At 73.1% G+C, this 24,524-nt stretch carries 22 protein-coding genes; 12 read left to right on the top strand and 10 right to left on the bottom strand.

Going from position 1 to position 24,524, the window contains the following annotated elements:
• Positions 1–121: 121 nt before the first annotated feature.
• Positions 122–1,315, bottom strand: coding sequence for a hypothetical protein (locus ACFYZE_RS22600; protein ID WP_388996864.1), 1,194 nt, complete (start codon positions 1,313–1,315; stop codon positions 122–124).
• A 241-nt stretch (positions 1,316–1,556) separates the two neighbouring features.
• Here ACFYZE_RS22600 and ACFYZE_RS22595 point away from each other — a divergent pair, with 241 nt between their 5' ends.
• Positions 1,557–1,856 carry a DUF5133 domain-containing protein gene (locus ACFYZE_RS22595; RefSeq protein WP_388996861.1) on the top strand — a complete coding sequence of 100 codons (300 nt, stop codon included), beginning with the start codon at positions 1,557–1,559 and terminating at the stop codon, positions 1,854–1,856.
• Here ACFYZE_RS22595 and ACFYZE_RS22590 read toward each other — a convergent pair.
• Both ACFYZE_RS22590 and ACFYZE_RS22585 read right to left on the bottom strand, forming a co-directional pair.
• Positions 1,845–2,051 (bottom strand): hypothetical protein, encoded by a 207-nt coding sequence (locus tag ACFYZE_RS22590; RefSeq protein WP_103843427.1) that lies wholly within the window; start codon positions 2,049–2,051, stop codon positions 1,845–1,847. The two genes, ACFYZE_RS22595 and ACFYZE_RS22590, sit on opposite strands and share 12 nt — an antisense overlap.
• 173 nt (positions 2,052–2,224) lie before the next feature.
• Positions 2,225–3,658: an alginate lyase family protein gene (locus ACFYZE_RS22585; protein WP_388997259.1), complete on the bottom strand. Its 1,434-nt coding sequence runs from the start codon at positions 3,656–3,658 to the stop codon at positions 2,225–2,227.
• Positions 3,659–3,904: 246 nt separating this feature from the next.
• Between ACFYZE_RS22585 and ACFYZE_RS22580 the strand changes: the two genes are divergently transcribed.
• Positions 3,905–4,390: an Lrp/AsnC family transcriptional regulator gene (locus ACFYZE_RS22580; RefSeq protein WP_388997256.1), complete on the top strand. Its 486-nt coding sequence runs from the start codon at positions 3,905–3,907 to the stop codon at positions 4,388–4,390.
• 179 nt (positions 4,391–4,569) lie between these two features.
• On the top strand, positions 4,570–5,055 hold the full coding sequence (locus ACFYZE_RS22575) for a DUF2000 domain-containing protein (protein WP_388996858.1): 486 nt from the start codon (positions 4,570–4,572) through the stop codon (positions 5,053–5,055).
• A gap of 18 nt (positions 5,056–5,073) precedes the next feature.
• On the opposite strand, the gene ACFYZE_RS22570 is transcribed toward ACFYZE_RS22575, so the two are convergent.
• The gene (locus tag ACFYZE_RS22570) at positions 5,074–5,871 is read right to left on the bottom strand and encodes an N-formylglutamate amidohydrolase (protein WP_388996855.1); all 798 of its coding nucleotides are present in this window, start codon (positions 5,869–5,871) and stop codon (positions 5,074–5,076) included.
• 63 nt (positions 5,872–5,934) lie between these two features.
• A complete protein-coding gene (locus ACFYZE_RS22565; protein ID WP_388996852.1) occupies positions 5,935–6,801 on the bottom strand; it encodes a fructosamine kinase family protein in 867 nt (288 codons plus the stop codon).
• A gap of 230 nt (positions 6,802–7,031) precedes the next feature.
• On the opposite strand from ACFYZE_RS22565, the gene ACFYZE_RS22560 reads away from it, so the two are divergent.
• Entirely contained in the window at positions 7,032–7,892 is an 861-nt protein-coding gene (locus tag ACFYZE_RS22560; protein WP_388996849.1) for a polysaccharide pyruvyl transferase family protein, read from the top strand.
• Between the two features lie 246 nt (positions 7,893–8,138).
• On the opposite strand, the gene ACFYZE_RS22555 is transcribed toward ACFYZE_RS22560, so the two are convergent.
• Positions 8,139–9,146, bottom strand: a complete 1,008-nt coding sequence (locus ACFYZE_RS22555) for a Ppx/GppA family phosphatase (RefSeq protein ID WP_388996846.1) — start codon at positions 9,144–9,146, stop codon at positions 8,139–8,141.
• 246 nt (positions 9,147–9,392) lie between these two features.
• Between ACFYZE_RS22555 and ACFYZE_RS22550 the strand changes: the two genes are divergently transcribed.
• From ACFYZE_RS22550 to ACFYZE_RS22535, 4 genes are read left to right on the top strand one after another with little or no spacing between them, the layout of a single operon-like run.
• The gene (locus tag ACFYZE_RS22550) at positions 9,393–10,415 is read left to right on the top strand and encodes an NAD-dependent epimerase/dehydratase family protein (protein ID WP_388996843.1); all 1,023 of its coding nucleotides are present in this window, start codon (positions 9,393–9,395) and stop codon (positions 10,413–10,415) included.
• Positions 10,412–11,374 carry a glycosyltransferase family 9 protein gene (locus ACFYZE_RS22545; RefSeq protein ID WP_388996840.1) on the top strand — a complete coding sequence of 321 codons (963 nt, stop codon included), beginning with the start codon at positions 10,412–10,414 and terminating at the stop codon, positions 11,372–11,374. The genes ACFYZE_RS22550 and ACFYZE_RS22545 overlap by 4 nt, the downstream gene beginning before the upstream one ends.
• A gap of 47 nt (positions 11,375–11,421) precedes the next feature.
• Positions 11,422–12,264 carry a glycosyltransferase gene (locus tag ACFYZE_RS22540; RefSeq protein ID WP_388997253.1) on the top strand — a complete coding sequence of 281 codons (843 nt, stop codon included), beginning with the start codon at positions 11,422–11,424 and terminating at the stop codon, positions 12,262–12,264.
• The gene (locus tag ACFYZE_RS22535; protein WP_388996837.1) at positions 12,261–13,262 is read left to right on the top strand and encodes a glycosyltransferase family 2 protein; all 1,002 of its coding nucleotides are present in this window, start codon (positions 12,261–12,263) and stop codon (positions 13,260–13,262) included. The genes ACFYZE_RS22540 and ACFYZE_RS22535 overlap by 4 nt, the downstream gene beginning before the upstream one ends.
• A gap of 62 nt (positions 13,263–13,324) precedes the next feature.
• Here ACFYZE_RS22535 and ACFYZE_RS22530 read toward each other — a convergent pair whose 3' ends face one another.
• Positions 13,325–13,519 carry a DUF2795 domain-containing protein gene (locus ACFYZE_RS22530; RefSeq protein WP_200422965.1) on the bottom strand — a complete coding sequence of 65 codons (195 nt, stop codon included), beginning with the start codon at positions 13,517–13,519 and terminating at the stop codon, positions 13,325–13,327.
• A 596-nt stretch (positions 13,520–14,115) separates the two neighbouring features.
• Here ACFYZE_RS22530 and ACFYZE_RS22525 point away from each other — a divergent pair.
• The 4 genes from ACFYZE_RS22525 to ACFYZE_RS22510 all read left to right on the top strand — a co-directional run bounded on the left by ACFYZE_RS22525 (position 14,116) and on the right by ACFYZE_RS22510 (position 21,077).
• The gene (locus ACFYZE_RS22525; RefSeq protein ID WP_388996834.1) at positions 14,116–15,615 is read left to right on the top strand and encodes a cytochrome ubiquinol oxidase subunit I; all 1,500 of its coding nucleotides are present in this window, start codon (positions 14,116–14,118) and stop codon (positions 15,613–15,615) included.
• 6 nt (positions 15,616–15,621) lie between these two features.
• Positions 15,622–16,611 carry a cytochrome d ubiquinol oxidase subunit II gene (locus ACFYZE_RS22520; protein ID WP_388996831.1) on the top strand — a complete coding sequence of 330 codons (990 nt, stop codon included), beginning with the start codon at positions 15,622–15,624 and terminating at the stop codon, positions 16,609–16,611.
• 58 nt (positions 16,612–16,669) lie between these two features.
• Complete coding sequence (locus ACFYZE_RS22515) at positions 16,670–18,931, top strand: SpoIIE family protein phosphatase (protein ID WP_388996828.1); 2,262 nt, start codon at positions 16,670–16,672, stop codon at positions 18,929–18,931.
• 802 nt (positions 18,932–19,733) lie between these two features.
• Positions 19,734–21,077 (top strand): MFS transporter, encoded by a 1,344-nt coding sequence (locus ACFYZE_RS22510; protein ID WP_388996825.1) that lies wholly within the window; start codon positions 19,734–19,736, stop codon positions 21,075–21,077.
• 263 nt (positions 21,078–21,340) lie between these two features.
• Here the strand turns inward: ACFYZE_RS22510 and ACFYZE_RS22505 are convergent, their stop codons facing one another.
• From ACFYZE_RS22505 to ACFYZE_RS22495, 3 genes are read right to left on the bottom strand one after another with little or no spacing between them, the layout of a single operon-like run.
• Positions 21,341–22,387 carry a glycosyltransferase family 9 protein gene (locus tag ACFYZE_RS22505; RefSeq protein ID WP_388997250.1) on the bottom strand — a complete coding sequence of 349 codons (1,047 nt, stop codon included), beginning with the start codon at positions 22,385–22,387 and terminating at the stop codon, positions 21,341–21,343.
• Positions 22,387–23,781, bottom strand: coding sequence for a D-glycero-beta-D-manno-heptose 1-phosphate adenylyltransferase (gene rfaE2 / locus ACFYZE_RS22500; RefSeq protein WP_388996822.1), 1,395 nt, complete (start codon positions 23,779–23,781; stop codon positions 22,387–22,389). The genes ACFYZE_RS22505 and rfaE2 overlap by 1 nt, the downstream gene beginning before the upstream one ends.
• Positions 23,778–24,425: an SIS domain-containing protein gene (locus tag ACFYZE_RS22495; protein ID WP_388996820.1), complete on the bottom strand. Its 648-nt coding sequence runs from the start codon at positions 24,423–24,425 to the stop codon at positions 23,778–23,780. The genes rfaE2 and ACFYZE_RS22495 overlap by 4 nt, the downstream gene beginning before the upstream one ends.
• Between the last annotated feature and the right edge of the window lie 99 nt (positions 24,426–24,524).

The raw sequence follows: 24,524 nt of genomic DNA, 5'->3' as shown, positions 1-24,524 counted from the left end.
TCGTGGGCGCCCTCCCCCCTGGTGCCTCGGGCCGGCGGCCCCGCCGATGTCCCTCCCCCCGGCACGCGGCGGGGCCCTCTGCTGTCGGCATGCGGGCCCGGCATCATCCGGACGAGAGGCTCTACAACTGCCTGGAGTCCCCGGAGTCCGACGGTCCTGCCGGGGAGGTGTCCGCGGAGGGCTCCGCCTCGGGGGCGGCGTCACCGTTCTGCGGGCCCGGTACACCGAGCGACTTCACGCCGTCCACCACGCGCTCCAAGGGCTTGGCCAGGGTACGCAGGGAGAAACCTTCCCTCTTGCGTGGCCGGCGCGGTGCGGGCAGCGCGCCGGCCTCTTGATAGGCCTCCAGCGCCTCGTGGGCGAGCTCGGCCGCCTCTCGGTACATGTCCCGCGACTTCGTCATGGCCTCGAGCGCCTCCGCGTAGGCGGCGAGCTGACGGCGCGCCATGGCCAGTTCCTCCTCCAGGGTGGTCAGATGCCACTGCTCGCGTAGCGCGGCCAGGGCCTCCTCGGCGCCCTCGGGCAGGGGCGCGGGCTCCTCGGCGAAGCGTCGCACGGTGTCGATGAGTTCCGTGGGGCGCGAACCGTCGAGGAAGACCGTGCGCACGCTGAACCCGTTGTCGCCGGCGCCGGGACCGGACGGCGCCGCGGGCAGCACCACGGCACCGCCTCGGGGCACCCGGGCCCCGAGGTCGTAGAGGGCCCAGTTGACCACCTGGAACTGCTCGGGCGCGGCCCGGTGTTCCACGACGCGGTGCCTGAGGCCGGGCGGCAGCAGCGGGGCGAGGGGGCGCAGCCCGCGCTCGCCGGGGGTCATCGCCTCGTGGACGACCACGTGGATGCTCCACGAGTGGCGCGCGCAGTCCTTCAGCAGGCGCCGCAGCGCCCGGTCCTCCGTGGGCAGCGGGTTGATCTCCCTGAAGCGCAGCCCCGGCACCACGTCGTGGTCCCAGGGCACGTCCGGCTCATCGGGCCAGAAGACGGTGGCCGGAGAGGGCCAGTGGAGGTCCCAGGCCCGGTCCGCCTCGGCCACCAGCACCCAGTCCTGGGCGCCGTCCTTGTCGTCGGGCGCCCCGACGTCGAGGCGGGCCCGTACGACGACGTCGTCCGCGACGAGCCACCGCGCCTCGAAGGCGCGCGCGGGCGTGCCCTCCCGGGAACCGTCGTACTCGGTCTCGTCCTGGATGACCTTCTCGCTCTTCAGCTCACGCAGGCGGCGGCGGACGGCGTCCTCGGCGCCCGGGCCGGGGTGTCGCCCGCGGGCCAGCCACACGGTGTCGGGAGCCGTGGCACGGGCGGTGGAGGACTTTGCCATGGATCACTCTGGTGAAAGGGGACAGGGACGCCTCCCAGTATGGTCCGCGCACGTCAACGGCCGGGAGGGGAGGGTGGTCAGTGATCGCGTGTCGCGCCGTGGGCCGGTCCGCCGAAGGGTGAGCCGTGGGGGAAGGAGAAGGGTCGAAATCGCGCCAAAAGCGGGCCGTGTGAGATGAGTTGTGCATGGTTCGCACGAGACGGGGGAGCCGGGACGGAAAAACCAGAGAAAGGGCCCCACTGTGCTCATGCCCGATCCCAAGGCCGTCAGAAGACTGCTGACCCGGTACGCGTCCCTGCGGATCGCGCTCGCCGAGCGGGAGTCACCCGAAGCGGCACGAGAGCTGGCGGATGTCAGCTACACGCTGTGCGTCATGACGGGAACCAAGGACGTGCGCGACGCCGTCGCCGCCGCCGACGCGCTCCTCGAGGGCAGCCCGAAGCACACTCCGCAGCAGCCGCACCGGTCCGGAATCACGGCCCCGGGGCCCGGCCCCGTCCCCGGCGTCGTGATTCCGGACCGGGAGTCACTAAGGCAGTAGCTTGTCCAGCGCGGCGTGCCCCTCGGAGGCAAGCTTCCGCTCTGCCCAGGCGAGGGTCTTGGGGGTGATGTCCCGCCCCGAGGCGAGGACCAGATCCTCCGCCGAGGTCTCGAGCGGGCACGCGTGCAGCAGCTCGTCCGGCGTGGCACGGTCATCGGCCGGACGACGCGACGCATCGGGCTGTGACGTCGACATTCTGTCTCCTCTGCGAGTCGATCCTCCCCTCACCTTTCCCCCAGATGGCGCAGCGCGCATCCCGAAGGGGCCGGAATCGGCCCTCCTTCACGGAACGTCGCGGGGCGGGCGCTCCGCGTGGCCGAGGAGGGTGTGCAGGCGGTCGTACGACGGTCGGCCGCAGGCCCCTCGGCTCACGCGCTGTCGCGCCCGGCGCGCCCGCGGCGGCGCAGCAGGAGCAGTCCGCCCGCTACGGCGGTGACGCCCGCGGCGGCGGTCCACGCGGGGACGTCCGCGGAGCCGGTGTTCGCCAGGTCCCTGCCCCGGCCGCCCTGCGGCCCGGCCGTGGACGACGGTGCGGAGGACTCGCTTCGGGCCCCGGTGGCCGCGCCGGAGGCGGGCGTCGGGGACGCCGTCGCCTGGGCCGTGGACGCCCGGTCGCGGGTGAACGTCAGGGTGCCGAAGCCGAGCTGGTCGTATCCGCCGCTGTTGGGCCCGTAGTCCCCGCCGCCGCCTTCCGGGGCCGTCCTGGCCGCGATTCGCGTGACGTAGGGGGCGTCCAGTCCTCGACGCTCGGTGTAGTGGTTGGCGATCATGGCCCAGATCGGGCGGGTCATGGCCGGATCCACGGCGGCCGCCCTGCTGGTGGTCTCCCTGCCGGACCAGACGCCCGGTGCCCCCTTCTTCCGGGTCAGCGCGGTGTAGGGCACGGATCCGCCCATGCTCCACTTGGCCACGTACTCGGCGCCCTTGAGGAAGCGGCTGTCGTCGTACCCGTACAGGTCGATGCCCTGGTTCCACGCCATCTCGCACACCGTGGCCATCAGGCCGACGCCGAGCAGGGCGTGGCCCTGATCGCGGCCCGCCTCGGCCCATTCGGCGAGGCCGTCGGGGTGCACCACGGGGATCGCGTTCCTTACCGAGCCCATGCCGTCGCCGCTGCGGAAGTAGGAGACCGCTTGGTCGACCGCGGTGCGGTCGTCGCAGAGGATGCCGACGGCGAGGACGCAGGCCATCGCGGCCAGGTCCCAGTTGGTCCAGTAGTTGCTGACGTAGGCGCCGTTGTGGCGGGTGAGGAAGTCGGAGCTGACCGGCAGGAAGACGGACCGCATCATCTTCTGGAAGCGGGCCAGTTCGAACCCCTCGCGGTCACGCACGAGTTCGGCGGCGTTGGCGAACTGGTAGCCGTACAGTCCGGCCGCGAGGAACCGGTCCGCCGTGCCGTCCAGCCTGGTCAGGGTCGCGGACCAGGCGTTGAGAATGGCCACTGCGGTGTCCGCGTGCGCGCTGTCGCCGCCGACGTGCCGGCGCAGGGCGTTCTGGTAGGCGGCGTGGACGTCGTTGTAGAGAACCCTGTAGTTCTCCGGCGTGCCCGATCCCCGGTACACGGTCGCCGCCGGGCGGGCCGTCCAGGTGCTCTGCGCGTGCCGGTTGGCGGTGAGCCTGGCGAAACCCGCCGTGTAGGGAGCGGCGCCCGCCTTCACCCTGGCTGCCATGCGGTCCAGGTCGGCCTGGGTGTGCAGCAGTCCCGGGTGCGCGAAGGCCGCGCCCGCCGCCGACGCCCCGGGTGCGGGGACGGCGGCGGTGACGGCGGCCGCGCCCGCGGCCGTACCGGCGATCTTCAGCATGGTCCGGCGGCTGATCGGTGCTCTCACGTGGGTGGGTCCTCGTTCTCGTCGGATGGTCGGTGCGGACGGTTTCGCACAGGAGACGGCCCCGGATCCGGCCGATAACAAAAAGTGCCGCGGCCTGGACGGACAAGCGCACACCGGAGGGCCGCCGCACACCGGAGGACCGCTCCCTCCCGCACGCGCAGCCGTCTGGAGATCCCCCGCTGCCACCGAACGTCGTACGGCATAGTGAGCCGCATGGACATGGACGCACTGGACCGCGCCCTGCTGCGGGAACTGCAGGACGACGCACGGCAGACCAACCGGGAGCTGGCCGCGCGGACAGGGGTCTCCCCGTCCACCTCGCTGGAGCGGGTACGGCTGCTGCGGGAGCGCGGGGTCATCACGGGCTACCACGCGGCCGTGGACCTGGAGGCGGTGGGCCGCCCGGTCCAGGCCCTCATCTCGGTCCGCATCCGGCCGCCGGCCCGTCCGGTCATCGAGGGGTTCCGCGAGTGGGCCGCCCAACTGCCCGAAGTCATCGGCCTGTTCGTCACCTCCGGGCCGCACGACTTCCTCATCCACGTCGCCGTCCCGGACGTCAACGGCGTCTACGCCTTCGTCATCGACCGGCTGACCGAACGACGTGAGGTCGCCGACGTGCAGACCACCATGGCCTACGAGCACGTCCAGCCCCGCCGCATCGAGCCCGCCGCCGAACGCCCGGCGGCCGCGCGCCGGAAACGGTGAAGAGCACCGATCCATCTCCGCACGTTCAACGCCATATCCGGCGACTTGCCGCACGAAGTGCACCACCAGTTGTCAGGCGACTGCGATCACCCGCGAAAGTTCGACAGTCAAGCGCCATAGCCGTACACCTGCCTAGCATTCTGCGACACCAGCCGCAGGAATGCTCAGGAGAAATGCTCATGGCCGACGAAAACACGACCGGAACGCGGATCGGCTTCACCCCCGAGGAGGCGGACCCCACCGTCTCGACCCGTGCCGCCCGGCTCAAGTGGGTCGTGGTCGTCGACCGGGACCTGCCCTCGGGCCGCGCCGTCAACGCCGCCGTCTGCGTCGCGGCGGCCACGCAGTCCGCGGTGACCGGCCTGCTCGGCGAAGACGCCACCGACGCCGAGGGAACCGTGCACCCCGGACTGCCCTGGGCCGGCTGCTCGGTCCTGGCGGCGGACGCCGACACCCTCCGCGCCATCCGTGCCAAGGCGGCCTCGTACGCCGACACCTTCGTCGCCGACATGCCGGTCGCGGCCCAGGAGACACTGGTCTACGCCGACTACCAGGCCACCGTGGGCAAGACCGCCACCGACGACCTCGTGTACTGCGCCGTGAGCATCGTGGGCCCCCGCAACCGCGTCAGCAAGATCGTGGGCAAGCTCCCGCTGCTGCAGTGACCCTCGGCGGGGCGGCCGTCAGGACACCGCGTCCACCAGGGCCGCCAGCGCCGACGCGAGGCGGGGCAGGCCGGGGCCCGCGGCACCGCCCGGTTCGGTCATGTAGGTGTCCCGGCGGATCTCCACCATCAGGGCCGCGACCCGGGGCTGTGAGCCGTAGAACTCCAGGGGGACGTACGCCCCGGAGAAGGGGCTGTCGACCCCCGTCCCGCCGAACCCCGCGAACGCCTCGCGCGCCAGGGCGAGCAGTTCGGGCGGCGTGTGGAAGGAGTCCGTGCCCAGACAGACAGGCGGCCGGGGGCCCTCGCCGTGCAGTTCGTAGGGCAGAGGGGCGGTCGGGTAGGAGTGGACGTCGAGGACGATCGCGCGGCCCGTGGCGGCCAGCCGGTCCGCGACGGCCGCCGTCATCGCCCGCGCGTACGGGTGGAAGTAGCGCCGCAGCAGCGGTTCGGGGTCGGTGCCGGCCCCTCGCAGGGCCTCGCGGTGCGTGGTGCGGGTGTAGACGGCGCCCATCCCCACGGCGAGCATCTCCTCCCGCTCGTCGGGGAACCGCTCGGGATCGACGACCAGCCGTGACAGCCGGTTGACGAACCGCCAGGGCGTGACGGTGGCGGCCTTCGCGGCGAGGCCGGCCAGTTCGCCGGTGTGCGCGTCCGTGATGTGATCCAGTTCCCCGGCGAGGGCCGTGTCGTCGAGCAGGATGCCTTCACGCACCTCCGCCGGTATCTCCCGCGCCCCGTGCGGCACATGCAGGATCACCGGAGAGTCGTCGGCGCCGGGCAACAGGTCGTACGAGGCGTCGGTGGCGCGGGACATGGCGGCTCCTCCGGGTGCGGTGACCAGGAGACCGTACCCGGCCAGGGGACACGTGTGTGGCGGTCAGGCCGCCAGGGCCGCGCGGGCCGCCGCGAGTGCCTGCCCCGCGTAGCCGCCGCCGAAGAGCACCGTGTGGACCAGCAGCGGGAAGAGCTGGTGCAGCCTGATCCGGTCCTTCCAGCCGTCCGCGAGCGGAGCCGCCTCCTGGTACCCGGCCAGCACCCGGTCCAGGTGCGGGCAGCCGAACAGGTGCAGCATGGCGAGGTCGGTCTCCCGGTGTCCGCCGTGCGCGGCCGGGTCGATCAGCCAGGCGTGGCCGTCGGCGCCCCACAGCACGTTGCCGTTCCACAGGTCGCCGTGGAGCCGGGCGGGCGGCTCCGCGGGACCGGACAGCTCCGGCAGCCGCCCGCAGAGGCGTTCGAACAAGGCCGCCTCGGTGGACCGCAACGTGCCGCCGTCGACCGCACGGCGTACATAGGGCAGCACCCGGTGCTCGCCGTACCAGCTCGGCCAGTCCTCACCGGCGACGTTGCGCATCGGGGCCAGGCCGATGCACGCGTCCTCGGGACCGCCGGGCGGCGGGGCCCCGAACGCGGGCGCGCCCGCCGCGTGCAGGGCCGCCAGTTCGCGGCCGAAGCGCACCGCCGCCTCGGCGCTCGGCCGCCCGGGCGGGACACGGTCGGTCACCAGCCAGTGCTCGTCATGACCGTGCACGGCGGGGACGCGCACCGTGCCGGCGTCCGCCAGCCAGCGCAGCCCGGCCGCCTCGGCCCGCAGGGAGCCGGGGTCGTCGCCACGCTTGACCATCAGCACCCGGCCACCGTCGAGGACGACCTCGGTGAGCGCACCGGAACCCGAGCGCACACCGGTCACCTGACGCCCGGTGAACCGGGCCGCCGCGGCCCCGGGTCCCTGATCGGTTTCGGTCATGGCGGGCACCTCGTCGGCAGGACTCCGTGTACTCCCGGCCCGCTCCGTACGGGCTCCGACGGCCCGGACGATACCGCAGCCCTCCGGCGCGCCGACGCGCCGACCGTGAACGCCGGCCCGGATACCTTCGAACCGACGCCGGGATGAGTGAGCACGTGACGAGGGGGCACTCGTGAGGCGTTGTGTGTGCGAGGCATCTGAGGACTCTGCTGACCGGATGGTTCAGCTTTGTGGACGGCGAGGCCACCGCGGGGGATGTGCTGGCCCTGCGGCGGGTCGAGGACGTGCTGCGTCACCACGGGATCCCCTACGACGTGGCGTGGAGCCCCGGCTTCCGACCGTCGGCGCTGCACCTGGACGACGTACGGCCCGCCTCTTATTCGCATCTGATCTTCATCTGCGGACCGCTGCACGGACCCGGGATCGAGGAACTGCACCGGCGCTTCGCGCACTGCGTGCGGATCGCGGTCGGCACCTCCGTGCTGGACGCCGACGACCCGGCCGTCACCGGATTCCACCGGGTCCTGCCGAGGGACGCCCCCGCCATGGGCCCCGTGCCCGACCTGTCCACCCACGCGCCGAGCGAGACGACCACGCCCGTCGTCGGGGTGATCCTCACGCACGGGCAGCACGAGTACGGGGAGAGGCGCCGGCACGACGAGGCCGCCGAGGCGGTCACCCGGTGGCTGGCCGGCAAGGACTGCGCGCGCGTGGAGCTGGAGACCCGGCTCGACAGCCATGACTGGCGGCTGTGCGCCACGCCCGGACAGTTCGAGTCCGTGCTCTCCCGGATGGACCTGGTGGTCACCGACCGGCTGCACGGACTGGTGCTCGCGCTGCGCGGCGGAGTGCCGGCCCTGGCCGTGGACCCCGTCGAGGGCGGCGCCAAGCTGACCGCCCAGGCCGAGGCCTGCGGCTGGCCCGCGCTGGTCCCCGCGGACCGTCTCACCACGCGGCGGCTGGACCACTGGTGGCAGTGGTGCCTGACCTCCGGCCGGGTCGCGGCCCGGCAGGTGCGCCGCGAGTTCCTGGAGGACCCGGACGACGACAACACACCGGCACTCGTGGCGGCCCTGACGGACCGGGCCTGAGGAGCGCCCCGGCGTCCGGCCGGCCGCACACCGCGGGGCCGCCTGCTCGGGGTGGCTTCGTGACCTTGTGCAGGCGCGGACGGGTGACCCGTGCGGGGCCGCCTGCTCGGGGTGGCCCCGTGACCCCGTGCAGGCGCGGACGGGTGACCCGTGCACGCCGAGACGAGGGTGCGGCCTTCAGGGCGGCGACCGGGCCGCGGGGCTGGAGCGTCCCGCGGCCCGATCGCCCCCCGTCGTGTGTCCCGGTCAGGCCGTCGGTTCCGCCACGCGCAGCGGAACGGCGGCGCCCGACAACGTCTCCTCACCGTCCTGCGCTACCTCCGACCACCAGCCGAGGCCGTCCTCGATGGACCGCAGCAGCACACCCTCCCTGACCGCCCACGGGCAGATGGTCACCGTCTCGAAGTTCCCCAGTTTCATGGCGGTGTGGCCGACCAGGGCACCGGCCAGGCTCTGGCGCGCCCGTGGCGCGGAGATGCCCGGCAGGTCGGCCCGTTCCGCCGACCGGCGGGAGGACAGGTCGTCGATGGCCCGCCGCAGATCCGCACGGCGCAACTCACGGTGCACGAACGGGCCGTGCCGCCCCGGCGGCGCGCCGCACAACCGTGCCAGCTGCTGGAACGTGCGCGAGGTCGCCACCGCCGTGCAGGGGCTCTCCCAACGGGCGCGCGTGGCCACGTCGCGCAGCTGGTGACGTACCTTGCGGCGCAGCGCCTTGATGTCCGCCGGGGTGGGCGGGTCGTTCTCGGCGAAGAACTCACGGGTGAGCCGGTTCGCACCGAGCGGCAGTGACGCGGCGAAGTCCGGCAGGCTGCCCCTTCCCAGCGCGACCTCCAGGGAACCGCCGCCGATGTCGAGCAGCGCCAGCGGCCCGGACCGCCAGCCCATCCACCGCCGTGCCGCGAGGAACGTCAGCTCCGCCTCCACCTCGCCGGGCAGCGTGCACAGGGCCACACCCGTCTGGCCGCGCACCGCCTCCAGGACCTCCCGCCGGTTGGGCGCGGCACGCACCACCGCGGTCGCGAACGCCAGAGGCGGCCCCGAGCCCCACCGTTCGGCCGTCGCGGCGGCCTCGGCGACCGACTGGGCCAGTTGGTTCACCGCCGCGTCCGCCATCCGCCCGTCCGCGTCCGTCTGGTCGGACAGCCGCTGCTTCCACTTCGCGGTGTGCACCGGGAGGGGCACACCGCGCTCCGCGTCCGCCACCATCAGACGGATCGTGTTCGAACCCACGTCAATCACGCTCACCCGCATGGCGGCGAAGTACCCCGTTCGGCCCGGGGGATGCCGGACGCTCCGTCCGGCCGCGCGGTTTCACTCGTACGAGCCACGGCGAACCACGGTGGCCGCCACGCGGTAGGCGGTGCGGTGCCCGCACCCCTGTGGCACGCCCTCACCGCAGGCCGGAGCATGAAAACGACTCGCCAGGGCACTCGACCGGCCGCCGTGCGCAGGCGCGCATCACCCATCGGCGGAAGGAAGGCGGAAGACCACGTGCTGATGACGCCGACGACCACGTTCTCCCCGCTGCCGACGGCCCGGCCCTTCTGGGGCCGTGCCGTGGTGACCGGGGGCGCGGGGTTCCTCGGCTCACACCTGTGCGAGCGTCTCCTGGACAGCGGGATCGACGTCGACTGCGCGGACGACCTGGCGTCGGGATCGGTGGCCAACATCGCCCATCTGACCGGCCGGCCGGGCTTCCGGTTCGTGGAGTGCGACATCGCGCGGCCCGAGAGCCGAGAAGTCCTCGCCGGCCCCTACGACGTGGTGCTGCACTTCGCCGGTCCCGCCTCTCCCGCCGACGCCCGGGGCCGCGCCCTGGAGACGATCGCCGCCTGCGGCCTCGGCACGCGCAACGCGCTGGCCGTCGCCGACCGGGACGGCGCCCGCTTCCTGCTGGGCTCCTCCTGCCAGGTCTACGGCGATCCGGCGGTGCACCCGCAGCGGGAGGACTACTGGGGCGACGCCGACCCCGTGGGACCGCACAGCGCCTACGACGAGTCCAAGCGGTTCGCCGAGGCGCTCACCACCGCCCACGCGAGCGCCCGGGGCACCGACGCGGGAATCGTGCGGGTGTTCACCACCTATGGTCCCCGGATGCCGGCGGACGGCCGCCAGGCCATCCCCGCCTTCATCCGGCAGGCACTGGCCGGTGACCCGGTCACCATCGAGGGCGACGGCCGCCAGACCCGCTCCCTGTGCTACGTCGACGACTCCGTCGACGGCATCCTGCGGGTCGCCGCCAGCCGGTCCGTGCGGCCCGTCAACATCGGCGGAGACGAGGAGTCCACCGTCGAGGAGATCGCGCGCCGGGTGATCGCCCTCACCGGCTCCGACTCGCGCCTGGCCTTCGTCGACCGGGACCCGGGTGATCCCGCGCGGTGCCGGCCCGACACGACCCTCGCCCGGGAACTCTTCGGCTGGGTGCCGAAGGTGACCTGGGAGGAAGGGCTCAAGCGGACCATCGCCGCCCTCACGGACAGGACCCCCGAGCCAGTGGCGCACGGGGGAGGGGCGCGGTGAAGGCGCTCGTCGTGCGGCTCGGCGGCTTCGGAGGCGTCCTGCTGACCGGGCCGGCCGTCCGGGCGGTCGCCACCCGGGCCCGGCACGTGACGGTCCTGTGCGGCCCCCGCGGTGCCCCCGCCGCCCGGCTGCTGCCCCATGCCGACGACGTCCTCGTGGCGGAGGGCGCCCGGCAGGGCGCCGACCCGTCGGCCGAAGGCGAGGCGGACACCGACCGACTGCTGCGGCACCTGTGCGAGGGCTCCTACGACCTGGCGCTCGAGCTCACCCCGCTCCACCGAAGGCCCCTGCCGGTCGAGGAGCTGCTGCGCACGGCGCGGGTGCCCCGCGTCGGAGCCGTCGGCCAGGACAGCCCGGCCCGGCGCCCGCAGGGCCGCCCCGACCACGAGGCCGAGGCGGCACTTCAGGCAGCGGCCGGCCTGGGCTTCTCGCTCCGCGACGGGGACGACGGACGGCTGCGCGTGGTGCCGTCGCCCGACACTGCCGGCCTCACCGGCAACGGCTCCTACGTGGTGGTCCACCCCGGGGCCGGCGTTCCGAACCGCGCCTGGGACCCCGACGGCTGCGCGCAGGCGGTCGCCCTGCTGGCCGACGCGGGCCATCGAGTCGTCGTCACCGGCGGCCCGCACGAGACCGCCCTGACCAGCTACGTGAGCGGCGGCACGGCCGTGGACCTCGGCGGCCGCACGGACGCGCGGACCCTGGCCGGGGTGGTGCGGGCCGCCGACGTCGTCGTCACCGGCAGCACGGCCCCCGCCCAGCTCGCCGCCACCGGCACCCCCGTCCTCTCGCTCCGCTCTCCGGTCGATCCGCGCCGGGCACCCTACGGCGTGCCCGGTCTGCTCCTCGGCGACGAGACCGGTTTCCGCGAGGACACGCGTGTCCACCCGGGTCTGAACGAGATCACGGCTCACGACGTGCTGCACGGCCTGCGGAAGCTGCTCCGGGAGGGCGCGTGAAGGACATCGACGCGCGCGAGCGGCACGCCCCCCGTGTCACCGTCGCCATGATCACGCGCGACCGTCGTGACAGCGTGCTGCGCACCCTGGACCGGCTGGCCGACCTGCCCGAGCGGCCGCCGGTCATCGTCGTGGACAACGGCTCCAGCGACGAGACCGTCGACGCCGTACGCGACCACCCGCTGGGCGTGAGCGTCCTGGTCGCCGGACGCAACACCGGCGCACTGGGCCGCAACCTGGCGGCACGGCAGGCCGCCACGCCCTACGTCGCCTTCAGCGACGACGACTCCTGGTGGGCGCCGGGCTCCCTGGACACCGCCGCGGACGTCCTCGACGCCCACCCGCGGCTCGGCCTGCTGGCCGCCCGCACCCTGGTCGGCCCGGACGCCGCCGAGGACCCGCTGAACTCCGTCCTCGCGCGCTCGCCGCTGCCGCCCGACCCCGACCTGCCCGGCCGCCCGGTGCTCGGCTTCCTCGCCTGCGCGGCGGTGGTCCGCCGCCGGGCCTTCCTGGAAGCAGGCGGCTACCACCGGGTGCTGTTCTTCGGGGGCGAGGAGACCCTGCTGGCCTATGACCTCGCGGCCCGCGGCTGGGGCGTCAGCTATGTGCCGTCGGTGACGGCCCATCACCACCCGGACCCCGGCGAACGCCCCGGCCGCTCGGCGGTCCAGCGGCGCAACGCCCTGCTCACCGCGTGGCTCCGCCGGCCCGTCACGGTGGCACTGGGCCACACCGCCCGCCTCGCCGCGGCGGCGGCCCGCGGGGAGCGCGACGCCGCGGCGGCGCTGCGCGGTGCGATCGCCCGGCTCCCCGCGGCCCTCAGGGACCGCGAACCGCTGCCCGCACGGATCGAGCACGCCGTTCGCCTGCTGGAGCGGGCCACCTCATGAGCACCGACGACCGAGGACGAGCGGACATGCCCCACGACCCCTCTCATGTGCCCGCCACGACACCCCGGAACGACACCGGCACCCCGCACGGTGACGACCTCCACCCCGACCGCCGGACCACGGTCGTCGTGATCACCCGGGACCGCCGCCCGGAACTGCTGCGCACCCTGCGGATCCTGCGGGACCTTCCCGAGCGGCCCAAGGTCGTCGTCACCGACAACGGATCCACCGACGGCACCGCGGACGCCGTCACCCGGCACTTCCCCGAGGTCCGGCTGCTGTGCCCCGGACGCAACCTGGGAGCGGTCGGCCGCAACCTGGCCGTGCGCCACGTACGGACGCCCTATGTGGCGTTCTGCGACGACGACACCTGGTGGGAACCGGGATCCCTGCGGCGGGCCGCGGACCTCCTCGACGCCCATCCCCGGCTCGCGTCCGTGACGGGCCGCATCGTGGTCGAGCCGTCGGGGGAGGAGGACCCCGTCGTCGCCGAACTGCGCGACTCACCCCTCACGGGCCCCGACTGGCTGCCCGGCCCCGCTCTGGGGTCCTTCCTCGCCGCCGCGACCGTGATGCGCGTGGACGCCTTCAGGGCCGCGGGCGGCTTCCACCCCGGACTGTGGCTGGGCGGCGAGGAGGAACTCCTCGCCACCGACCTGCTGCGCCGGGGCCACTGGCTCAGCTACGTACCCGAACTGACCATCCATCACGCGGCGTCGCAGGTACGGGACAGCACCGAACGGCGCGTCCTCGGACTGCGCAACACCCTCTGGTTCACCTGGCTGCGCCGTCCCTGGCCGTCCGCGCTGTGCCGCACCTGGTACCTGCTGCGCACCGTCCCCCGGGACCCCGCGTCCGTGCGGGCGTTCGCGCGGGCGGCGGCGGGGCTTCCCTGGGTCCTGAAACAGCGCGATCCCGTGCCCGCCGACCTCGAGGCCCGGCTGGTCGCCCTGGAGGAGGCGAGGCGGAACTCCCCGGCCCGCAAGTACGTCGGCTGACCGCAGGCGCACACACCGCGGCCGGGGCACCTCGCCCCGGCCGCCGCACCTTCGACATCGGATCACTCGTTCTCGAACACCGCCTTGCTCACCTCGGCCGGGTTCTGGAACTTCTTCTTCCCGAGGTGATCGATGCGCTCGGTGATCTCCTTGGGAGCCCGGTTGTCCCGAGCGACCTTCTTGAGCTGCTCGGTGTCGGCCGGGTACTCCGCGCCGGACAGTGCTTTCTGCAGATCGGTGGGGCTGACACCCGCCATGGCTCCTCCAGGCGGTGAGACGTTGCGGTTGACACGGCGCCGCCAAAAGCGCCGGACCCCCGAGTACCCGGGGCCCGGCGGAGCCATGCGCAGGCCGGGCGCTCGATCCCCGGCGACAGGGCCACGGCCGGGGAGTGGCTCTCAGGCGCCGCGCTCGCCGCCCTCCGTCGCGGGTACGGGGCGGCGCTGGAACTTCGGTTTCACCGGTCACGCACTCACGGGAGGTCGCCGCGACTTCGCTTCCCGCAGTCGGATCATCGCAGCCCGCTACGACGTCGTCGCCGACCTGCAGGTGGCCGAGGAGGCGAAGAACCTCCTGATCAAACTCGGCTGGCAGGAGTCCTGGTTCAGCGGCGGTCACCGGTGCCTGCTCTTTCGCCGGGATGTGCGACCACAAGCGCGTGCGGGAGCGAAGTATCGCAAGTCGAGTCCTCGCGATGCACGGCGCTCACGAGAAGACCTCCACGAGGAAAGAGCGACACTGTCGACTGCCGAGCAGGCGAAGGTTTGCCCGCTAGGATCAGCTCTGTGGTTCCCGCCTTTTCGAATTGGCGATGGGGTGAGGCGTCGTCGTGAAGGTTTGACAAAGCGCCCAAGTGTTCATAGCCACTTGGTCGCCGCAGCCAAAGGCGCGCGACGAATTCGCGGGCCGTCCGCCGCCGTCCGAGCCGGAAAGGGAATTCATGGTGCTGTCTGCCCTTGTGGGAGCCGCCGACCCGCCACAGCTCCTACCCGCGCGCGAGCAGATGGCGTTCACCTTGGGCTTTCACATTGTTCTTGTGCCCTTCGGTGTCGCGTTCACCTTCATGATGTTGCTCTGCCACTACCGGGCGCTGCGCCGCGCCGATCAGCATGCGCTGCTCCTGGCACAGCGGTGGTCGAAGGTGGCGGCCGTACTGTTCGCGGTCGGGGCCGTCTCCGGCACCGTGCTGACTTTCGAGTTGGGGTTGCTCTGGCCCGGACTGATGGGCAGATATGGCCCCGCGTTCGGCTTTCCCTTCGCCATCGAAGGGCTTTTCTTCTTCCTCGAAGCCATCTTCATGGCCATTTACATCTACGGCTGGAAGGGGCTTGCACCGTGGCCGCATTTCTGCACCGGCGTCGTGGTCACCCTGGCGAGCGTCGGCGGAACGGCCTCCGTCATCGCGGCGAACGGCTGGATGAACCAGCCCGCCGGGATCACGGTGAACAACGGGCGCGTGGTCGGCGTGGCCCCGTCCAAGGTCTTCTTCAACGGCGCATTCTGGTGGGAGATGGTGCACATGCTCCTCGCGTCGTACATCGTCGCGGGGTTCATGGTCGCCGGGGTGTACGCGTGGGGCCTGCTGAGGGGACGTCGGGACCAGTACCACCGTCTTGGTTTCCAGGTGCCGTTCACGGTCGCGGCGATCGCCATGCCGCTGCAGTTCCTCGTCGGCGACACCATCGCCCGTCAGGTGTTCGACAGGGAACCGGCCAAGTTCGCCGCCATCGAGATGGTTCCGAAAACCGGCAATCACATCCCGGAGACCCTCGGTGGCATCTTGGTCGACGGCAAGGTCCGCAACGGCATCGGGCTTCCCGACGTGGCCTCCATCCTCGCCGGCTTCCGCCCCTCCACCACAATCAAGGGCCTGGACGCCATCCCCGTAGCGGTACGCCCGGATGACGCCGTGGTCAGCGTCGTGCACCTCGGTTTCGATGTCATGGTCGCAACCGCGACGCTGCTGCTTCTGCTGTCCCTGTGGTACGGCTGGCTTTGGTGGCGGCGACGCGAGGTGCCCACGAACCGCTGGTTCCTGCGCATTGCGTCGATCGCCGGTGCGGTTGCGCTGCTGTCCCTGTGGAGCGGTTGGGTGGTGACCGAGGTCGGCCGCCAGCCCTGGACCGTCGTGGGGCTCTTGCTGACGAAGGACGCGGTCGCTACGCGGGGCAATCTGTGGCCGCTCTTCGCCACGGTCCTTGCGATCTACTTCTGCGTCGGTGCCGGTGCCTGGTTCGTCCTGCGCACCATGCGCCGCCGGTGGTCTGTGGAGGGCACCGACGCCGTCGCGGTTCCGTACGGCCCCCGGCCTGCCCTGCCTGCCCCGGCGACGGACGAGCGCGGTCGGAGCTGATGAGATATGAGCACTCTGATCGCGGTGGTCCTGTTCATCGGTGTCATCGCCTACGCCCTCTTCGGCGGGGCGGACTTCGGAGCCGGCTTCTGGGACCTGACGGCCGGAGGGCCTGCCCGCGGACGCCGCACTCGCGAGCTGATCGACCTGTCTCTCAGCCCCGTGTGGGAAGCCAACCACACATGGCTGATCTTCTGTCTCGTCACGGTTTGGACGGCCTTTCCCCAAGCCTTCACCGCCATCACCACAACCCTGTACTTCCCCCTGGGACTGGCGGCGCTGGGCATCGTCGCCAGGGGAGCCGGCTTTGCCTTCCGCCATGTGCTGACCCAAGGCCGGGCGGAGCAGACAAGCGGCGCCGCCTTCGCCTGCTCGTCGGTACTCACCCCGTTCTTCTTCGGCACCATCGCGGGCGGGATCGCCTCCGGCCGCGTCCCCTCGGCGGGACATGGTGACGTGTTGTCCAGTTGGGTCAACCCGACCTCCGCTCTGGGCGGCGTACTCGCGGTCACGGTCTGCGCCTATCTCGCCGCCGTGTTCCTCACCGGACAGGCCAGGCGGCGAGGGGACAGCTCGCTGGAAAAGGCGTTCCGCTATCGCGCCTTCGGCGCGGGCGTCGTTGCGGGCCTGGTGGCGCTGGCGGGCGTCTTCCTGCTGCACGCCGACTCCCCGCGGCTGTTCCACCAGCTGAGCACGGTGGGCGCGCCTCTCCTTGCCGTCTCCGGCCTGTGCGGCCTCGCCGCGCTCCTCCTGCTGCGAAGGGGCCGTCCTTCCGTCGTGCGTACCCTGGCGGCCATCGCGATCGCCACCGTCGTCGCGGGCTGGGGAGTCGCCCAGTACCCCTACCTCCTGGGCACGCACGTGACCATTCAGCAAGCGGCGGCTCCGGCGGCCACCTTGTGGGTGCTGTTCGCGGTGTCCTGCGTCGCGGCAGCGCTGATCGCTCCCTCGCTCTTCCTGCTCTACAGCCTGCAACTGCGACGCAAACTCGGCTGACGAGGAAGGAGGGTCCAACGATGACCACTGCTCACCGGACTCGTGCGGTTGCCACGGCATGGCGCTCGTCCTCGCCTCGCAGGACGCCACGCCAGGCACCTGTTACCTTGTGAGCACGAGAGTGGGTTCCCGCTTCGACAGCAGCTCCCCGCGGAGTCGTGCGGCAGCGGTGGAAGCGGATGAAGGGGCAGCTGCCATCCCGGGGATCTTCGCTCCTGCGCCCCGTCGGGCTCTCGGCGAGGCTCCGAGCGGGTGGAGATGGCGTATGGCCGCTACCCTTCGCTTCGGCGAACGTGTTTTCGTGCTGATCCTCGCCTACATCGCGTTGTTCTCCGCCGTGGTGGTCGAGATTTCGGGCGCTGGTCACGTCCGGTGGGCTCTCTACGCGGTGTTCGCCCCGCTGGTGGCCGCCGCGTTGTTGTCGTTCCGTCTCACCCTGGTGGTCGGCGTGCTCTCCGTCGTGGCGGTCGGCCTCATCTATGGCGTCGCATTGCCCGACGTCCTCCCGGGCGGTCGTGTCGTGGTCCTCGTGGGCGTGGCGGTGGCGGGCGGTGTCGGCCTGGCGGTCTGCCGAGTCCGGCTACGGATCATGATCGCCCGGCGTCGGCTGGCCCTGCTCAGCGACGCCAGCGAGCGCTTCGGCAGTACGCTGGACGTGACGCAAACGGCGCGCGACCTGGCGGAAGTCACCGTCCCGCGGTTCGCGGACGTCGTCAGCGTGGGGGTGTTCGAGAGCGTTCTAAGAGGCAGAGAGCCCCCGACCGAGCCGCCGGGGGAGCCCGTCGAGTTGCGCCTGGTGGCCCTGCAGCCCGTAAGCCCGGGGGTCCACCGAGGTGCGCTGAAGCCTGGTGAGCACCCACAGGTGTCGTTCCCGGCCCGTTACCTGAGCGCGTGTGCGCCTGCGCGAGCCGGATACGTCGATGACGTCGACGTGAAGGGCTGGCTGGCGCAGGACCCGAGCCTCGCCGCCCTGGCGCCGGGCGGAGGCGACGGGTACGCGGCGATCGCAGTGCCGTTGTGTGCCCGAGGGGGCATCCTAGGGACGGTGATCTTCCTGCGGCATCGGCATCCCCGCCCGTTCGACAGCGATGATCTTGTCTTGGCCGAGGAAATGGGGTCCAGGGCCGCAGTGTGCCTGGAGAACGCCAGACGGTACTTCCGCGAACGCGAAACGTCCCGGATCCTGCAGCAGAACCTCCTGCCCAGGCGTATGCCCGAGCTCGCTGCGGTGGAGGTGGCGAGCCGGTACCTCCCGGCACACCACGGCGCCGGAGTGGGCGGTGACTGGTTCGACGTGATACCGCTGTCCGGCGCCCGTGTCGCGCTGGTCGTCGGTGACGTGGTCGGGCACGGGCTGCTCGCTTCGGCGACCATGACCCGGCTGCGTACCGCCGTGCGCACACTGGCCGACATCGACCTGCAACCCGACGAACTCCTCACTCACCTCGACGACGTCGTCCTACGGCTGAGCACCGAGAGCGCACTCGGGGGCGCCAGGGCGGACCTCGATGTCGGCGACGCCGAGGGAGAGATCGGAGCAACCTGCCTGTACGCGATCTACGATCCTGTCGCAGGCCTCTGCACGCTCGCCAGCGCAGGTCACCCCCCACCCGCAATGGTCGCGCCGGACGGGAGCACCCGGATCGTCGACGTTCCCCCTGGCCCCCTCCTCGGGCTGGGAGGCCTGCCCTTCGAGGCGATGGAGGTGCAGGTGCCCGAGGGCAGCCTGTTGGTCCTCTACACCGACGGTCTCATCCGGGGGAACCACCGCGACCCCGACAGCGGACTGCAGGAGCTTCTGCACGCACTGAGCACGCCGGAGCCCTCGTTGGAGGAGAGCTGCCGGGCCGTTCTGGACACCCTTCTCGACGGCCGGCCCACCGACGATGTGGCCCTTCTCATGGCGCGCACGCGGGTTCTGCACTCCGACCACGTCGCCGGGTGGGATCTTCCGGCGGACCCTGCCGTCGTCGCCGACGCCCGTGAGCAGGCGGCCCGCCAACTGGCTGTCTGGCGGCTGCACGACGCGGCGTTCACGACCGAGCTCATCGTCAGTGAGCTGGTGACCAACGCGATCCGCTATGCGCAGCCCCCCGTCCGGCTCTCCCTCATCCACGAAGACGACAGTGTGATCTGCGAAGTGTCCGACGGCAGCACCACCACCCCACATCTGCGACGAGCGCGAACCTTCGACGAGGGCGGCCGTGGCCTGTTCATCGTCGCTCAGCTCGCCCGGCGCTGGGGCACGCGACAAAGCCGTCATGGGAAAACCATCTGGGCGGAGCTGGCGGCGGGAGACGGCCCCCCGGGGGCCGCCTAGTGCCGTGGCCGGAAAGAGCCTGCTCGCCGACGTGGAGGAGCATACGGGCGGCGTGGTGACGGACGACATGGCCCTGTTGGCGGTCGAGCGGCAAGACGTCCCGGCCGCAGCAGTGGGGGCTGCGTGATCGTTGCGTGGCCGGGAGCCCTACGAGGCCGACCGATGACGATCGACAGTGACGGCGGAGCCGCGGGGTCCCCCTAGAGGGCGGAGGCCGTGGCCGTCCCTTCCGGCATGTTGGCCAGTGACCGTGCCAGTACGGAGAGCCGTGGCAGGCGGGCGCTCGTGTCACATGTGGACCAGCCGCGGCGACCTGGCGCGGTCGGTGCGGGCGGGTCCCGACTCCGACCTCGGGCACACGGCCGCACAGGGTGCCGAGCAGGCACGTGAGGGCGGCAAGCCCGCCCGGGCTGTCGCATCACTTGCGGGACGCGCCGAAGACGCCCCTCCAGGAGTAGCCGGAGGACCGACGTCACGGCGGCCGGCCACGAACGCTGTGAGCAAGTACACAGGAGCACCAAGTCCCCGACACGATCGGGGACTTGGTGTGTGTTCGGCACCCCGTCCGGAGCACGCGACGACGACTGGCCGGTCCCGTCTGCCACGATGGTCGACGTCGTTCTCCCGGGACTCGCACCGCGGCTCACCGGCGGCACGGCACCCGCAAGATCCGGGGGAGCGACCGCGCAGCGCAGCCGGTGTACCGAGCTCCCGCCGATGTTCCGTGTGAGTCCCCCGGGACCCCTCCCCGAAGATCACTGTGCCTTCTTCCCCTGTCGCTTCCGCGCCCTCTCCTGCCCCCATGCCGGCTGCTGCCGCGCCGGACGCCGCCTCCGCGGCCCCGGCGGCCGAGTCGTCCTCGCCCTGGAGATCCCTGAAGTACCGCAGCATGCGCTGGTGGTCCCTGGCGAACTTCGTCTCTAACGCCGGCACCTGGATGCAGCTCACGGTGCAGAACCTGCTGGTCCTGAAGATCACCGGGTCCGCCGCCGCCACCGGTCTGTCGATCTCCGTCCAGGCTGCCCCCGCTCTCCTCGTGAGCCTCGCGGGCGGCGCCGCCGTCGACCGCCTGCCCCGGAAGGTGACCGCTGCTGTCAGCCAGGCGCTCCTCGGCGCCGTCGCCTTCACGACGGCCGTCCTCGTCGCGCTCGGCCGCCTCGACGTGCCCGTGCTGATGGTGCTGGCCGCCGTCACCGGCCTGATCGCCACCGTCGACGGGCCCGCGTGCGCCCTGCTGGGCAACGACCTCGTCCGCGAGGAGGACGTCCCCTCCGCGATAGGCGTGGGCTCGCTGGTGCACAGCGCGGGCCGGCTCGCCGGTACGGCGCTCGCCGGTGTGGCGGTCGGCTTCTTCGGCACGGCCGCCGCGTACGCCGCGAACGGGGTCTCCTTCCTGTTCGTCGCCTCCGTCATCCCCTTCCTCCGCCCGGCACCCGGCGCCGTACGGGCTCCCGTGCGCCGTGCGCCGGCCATTCCGGCCCAGCGCGGCGGTCGGCCCGCGGGCGGGGACATGACCGTGCGGCAGGGCCTGGCGTTCTTCGCGCGCCGCCCGCGGCTGGTCGCCCTCGCGGGCATCACCGGGATCAGCGCGATCTTCGGACGCAACTACGGCCTCACCCTGGCCGTCCTCGTCACCGGCCCGCTCGCGGGCGGCGCCGGGGCGTTCGGCACGGTGTCCACCGTCCTCGCTGTCGGAGGCATCGTCGGTGCGGTCCTCGGTGCCCGGCTGCGCCGGCCCTCCGTGCGGGTGGTGGGCACGCTGGCCGCCGTGGGCGGACTCCTCCAGGTCGTGGCGGGGCTCTCGCCCTCGCTCGCGTTCCTGCTGGTGCTCGTCCTGCCCATGGCCGTGGTGGAGTCCGTCTCCGACACCGCCGGCACGACCGTCCTGCAGACCGATCCTCCGGCCCACCTGCGCGGCCGTGTGCTCGGCGTGTGGCGGACCATCAGCACGGCCTGGGGCCTCGGCGGCCCGCCTGCACTCGGCCTCCTCATGCAGACGGCCGGGGCCCGCGGCGCCCTCGTCGGCGGAGGCGTGATCATCGCGGGCACGATCGGAGCGGGCTTCGCCCTGCGCCGGCGCCGCACCACCCCGGTGGTGCTGCGCACGGGGGGCTGCGGAGTACCGGACCTGAGCACCGCGGCCTGAGCCGCCGGACGGCGGACGATCGGCCACCGGGGCTGGCGTCCGTGTCGACGCCCATTTCCCGGGCCGGCGTCCGTGCCGCCGCCCGCTGTGGGGGACGGCCCCCAGCCGCCGCCCGTCCCCGGGGCCGCCCCCCGTCCGGGCCTCCACGCCGTTACTGGGCCGTCGCTCCGGTGCTGCCGAGGTGGTCGCAGTCCGGCCAAGGCCGGGATCGAGGGTCGGCGGTATCGGTCGGCGGTCTTCACCGGGTCTGGCGCCGCCCTCCGTCAGCCGTGGGCCCGCAGACCCGTCGTGAGTGCTCCTGCGCCCTCACGCCGCACCCCACGGCCCGGCCCCGGCTCCAGCAGGCCGTGCACCGCCTCGGCGACCTCCGCCACCGTGATCCGCAGCAGCCGCTCGTCCGGCACCCTCCCGTGCGCGTCCCCCGGCCTCGGCCCATCGTCGTCCCCCGGGTGCCACAGCACCCGGTGCCGCGCGCCGGCCGGCGGCCCCCACAGCCGAGGGGCGACCGGGCCGAACAGGACCACCGAGGGAGTACCGAGGGCCGTGGCCAGATGTGCGAGCCCGGTGTCGCCGACCACCACGCAGCGGGCCCCGGCCACCAGCGCGGCCAACCGGTCGAACGGCACGTCGCCGTCGCCTCCCATGACCGCGTCCGGCGGCAGCCCCGCCCGAGCCGCCACGTTCCGCGCCAGCGTGCCCTCCCCGGCGCCCGCTGTCACCACGACGTCGTGTCCCGAGCGGCGCACCTCCCGGGCGACGGCCGCGAACCGCTCCGGTGGCCAGCACCGCGCGGCCGCGTCGGCCCCGGGGTGCACCACGACCGCGCCGGGTGCGGGGGAGGGCGTCGCGGGCGCCGGGATCGACACGTCCTCCGGGTCCGCCCGGACGCCGTACCAGGCGAGCAGACGGCACCACCGTTCCCGCTCGTGTTCGTCCTCCCGCCACACCGGACCGGGGATGTCGGGAGTGTCCGGGTGCGCATAGGCGAACAGTCGCCGCGGCCCGAGTCGCTGCAGCAGGAGGTGGCTCGGCGGGCCGTTGCCGTGCAGATCGACGGCCAGATCGGGGGCGGGCCCGGTCCAGTCCAGCTCGGTGGGCACCGCCCGGCCGGGGGCGGAGGCGGGCAGCACCCGGTCCACCAGGCCGGTCGCCGCAGCTGCCTGCGCCAGCCGCCCGGGCGTGGCCAGCACGATCTCATGGCGGGGCAGATGCCGCCGCAGCGCCCGCAGCGCGGGCACCGCCGCCAGCAGATCGCCGAGCCCGAGCGCCCGCAGCACCAGCACCCGAGGCGAGTGCGCCTCGCCCGTCATCACGACGGCGGCACCGGTGGCACGGCGGCCCGTGCCGCCCGGCGGGCCAGCAGCGTCGTGGAGCGGCCGTCGAGATAGGGCAGTACGACCGCCTGCCCGCCCCAGGCCCGCAGCGCCTCCGCCTCCGGCAGGTCCTGGACGGAGTAGTCGCCGCCCTTGACCCACACATCCGGCTGCAGCCGCTTCAGGACCGTCTCCGGGGTGTCCTCCTCGAAGACCGCGACGGCGTCCACGCTGCCGAGCGCCTCGAGGACCCGCACCCGGTCCGCCACCGTGTTCAGCGGGCGCCCCGGCCCCTTCAGACGGGCGACCGAGGGGTCCGAGTTGAGGCACACGATCAGGCAGTCGCCGATGCGCCGCGCACTCTCGAGCAGGCCCACGTGCCCCGCGTGCAGCAGATCGAAGCAGCCGCCGGTGGCCACCACGGTGCCGCCCCGCGCGCGGACCCGCTCGGCGACCGCGAAGGCGTCGGTGCGGGGAGTCTGCGCAGCGGGAGGCGGCGAGGTCCGCCACAGCGCCGGATTCCCGGCCCCGCCCGCCGAGACGAACGCGGCGGCCTCCGCGACGCCCCGCTGCAGGGCCTCCTCCGGCAGTGCGCCGTCCGCCAGCGCCGCCGCCGTCGCGGCCGCGAAGCAGTCGCCCGCACCGCAGGGGTCCCCGCTGGCCCGGTACGGCGGCGGCACCAGCATCGGCGTGCCGTCGCCCGGCCTGGCCAGCAACGCCCCGCGGTCTCCGAGGGTCACGGCGACACCGGCCGCCTGCCAGCGCTCCGCGAGCCGAGCGGCCCGGTCGGCGTACGCGCGCAGCGAGTCGCCGTCGCCGGGGCACAGGGCGGATGCCTCCGCCGCGTTCGGGGTGACGAGTCGCGCCCCCGGCACGGGAGTCTCGCCCCGGGGGTGGGGGTCCCACACCAGCGGCGTACGCGGCACGACGGCCCTCAGGTGCTCCCGCACGGCACCGGCGGTGTGCCGTCCGTAGTCGGCGACCAGCACGGCGTGCGCCTGCGCGAGCGCCTCCCGCACCGCGGCGTCCGGCTCGCCGGGCGTGCCGCCGCCCCGGTCGATCCGCACCAGGGGCCGGCCGCTCGCCAGCACCCGAGTCTTCACCGGCAGGCTGCCCTTCAGCGGGATCTCCACCAGCCGCACCCGGCCGCGCAGATCACGGCGCACGGCCTCGCTGGCCGAGTCGTCGCCGAGCGCGGTCACCAGCACCACCTCACGCCCGCCGCGGGCCGCGAGCGCGGCGGCGAGCCCCGCCCCGCCGGGATGACGCCGGTCCTCGGTGACGTCGACGACCGGGGCGGGGGCGTCCGGGGACAGCCGGGTGGCGACACCTTCGATGTCCTCGTCGAGCAGGGCGTCCCCGACGACCACGAGCGGAGCCCGCCCCGTCACGACGCCCTCCCGTGCACGCCGACCGCACGTGGCGCGGCGGTGTGCCGGGTGGCGACGCCGAGTGCCGCGTCGAAGCTCTCGCAGAGCAGGTGCACGGCCACCAGATGGGCCTCCTGAACGGTCGCGGTGCTGCCGACGCCGATGCACAGGGCCTCGTCGGCCGCCTCCGCCAGCGGGTTCGGGCCGGGCCCGGTGAGCGCCCAGACGCGCAGCCCGGCCGCCCGGCCCGTCACGGCCGCGCTGATCAGGTTGGCGCTGCGGCCGGAGGTGGACAGCAGCACGAGTACGTCACCCGGGCGGCCGTGTGCGGCCACCTGCCGGGCGTAGACCTGGTCGAATCCGTAGTCGTTGCCGATCGCGGTCACGCTGGAGGTCTCCGCGTGCAGCGAGATGGCCGAGTAGGCCGGCCGTTCCTGCCGGTAACGACCCACCAGCTCGGCGGTCAGATGCTGGGCCTGGGCGGCGCTGCCGCCGTTGCCGGCGGCCAGCAGCCGGCCGCCGGCTGGAAGGACGATCGCGAGTCGGCCGCCCCACTCCGCGATCCGGTGCAGGCCGTCCCGGCGCAGGCGGACGAGCGCCTGCTCCAGTGAACGGCAGTGCAGGTGCGCGGCATCGAGTGCAAGGGATGCAGAAGAATCGGTCATGCTGATCGGGCGTACCGCGTCACGGGGACGGCGGCCGGACCCGCACCTCCTTCGGACGTCGGAGCTCCGCGGTGGGTCGGGAACGCTGTCGAGGGCCGG

This window comes from Streptomyces sp. NPDC001796, assembly GCF_042892355.1.
Taxonomy (GTDB): domain Bacteria; phylum Actinomycetota; class Actinomycetes; order Streptomycetales; family Streptomycetaceae; genus Streptomyces.
Note: the sequence above shows the minus strand (reverse complement) of the source record. Positions and strands in the feature narration are given on the sequence as shown.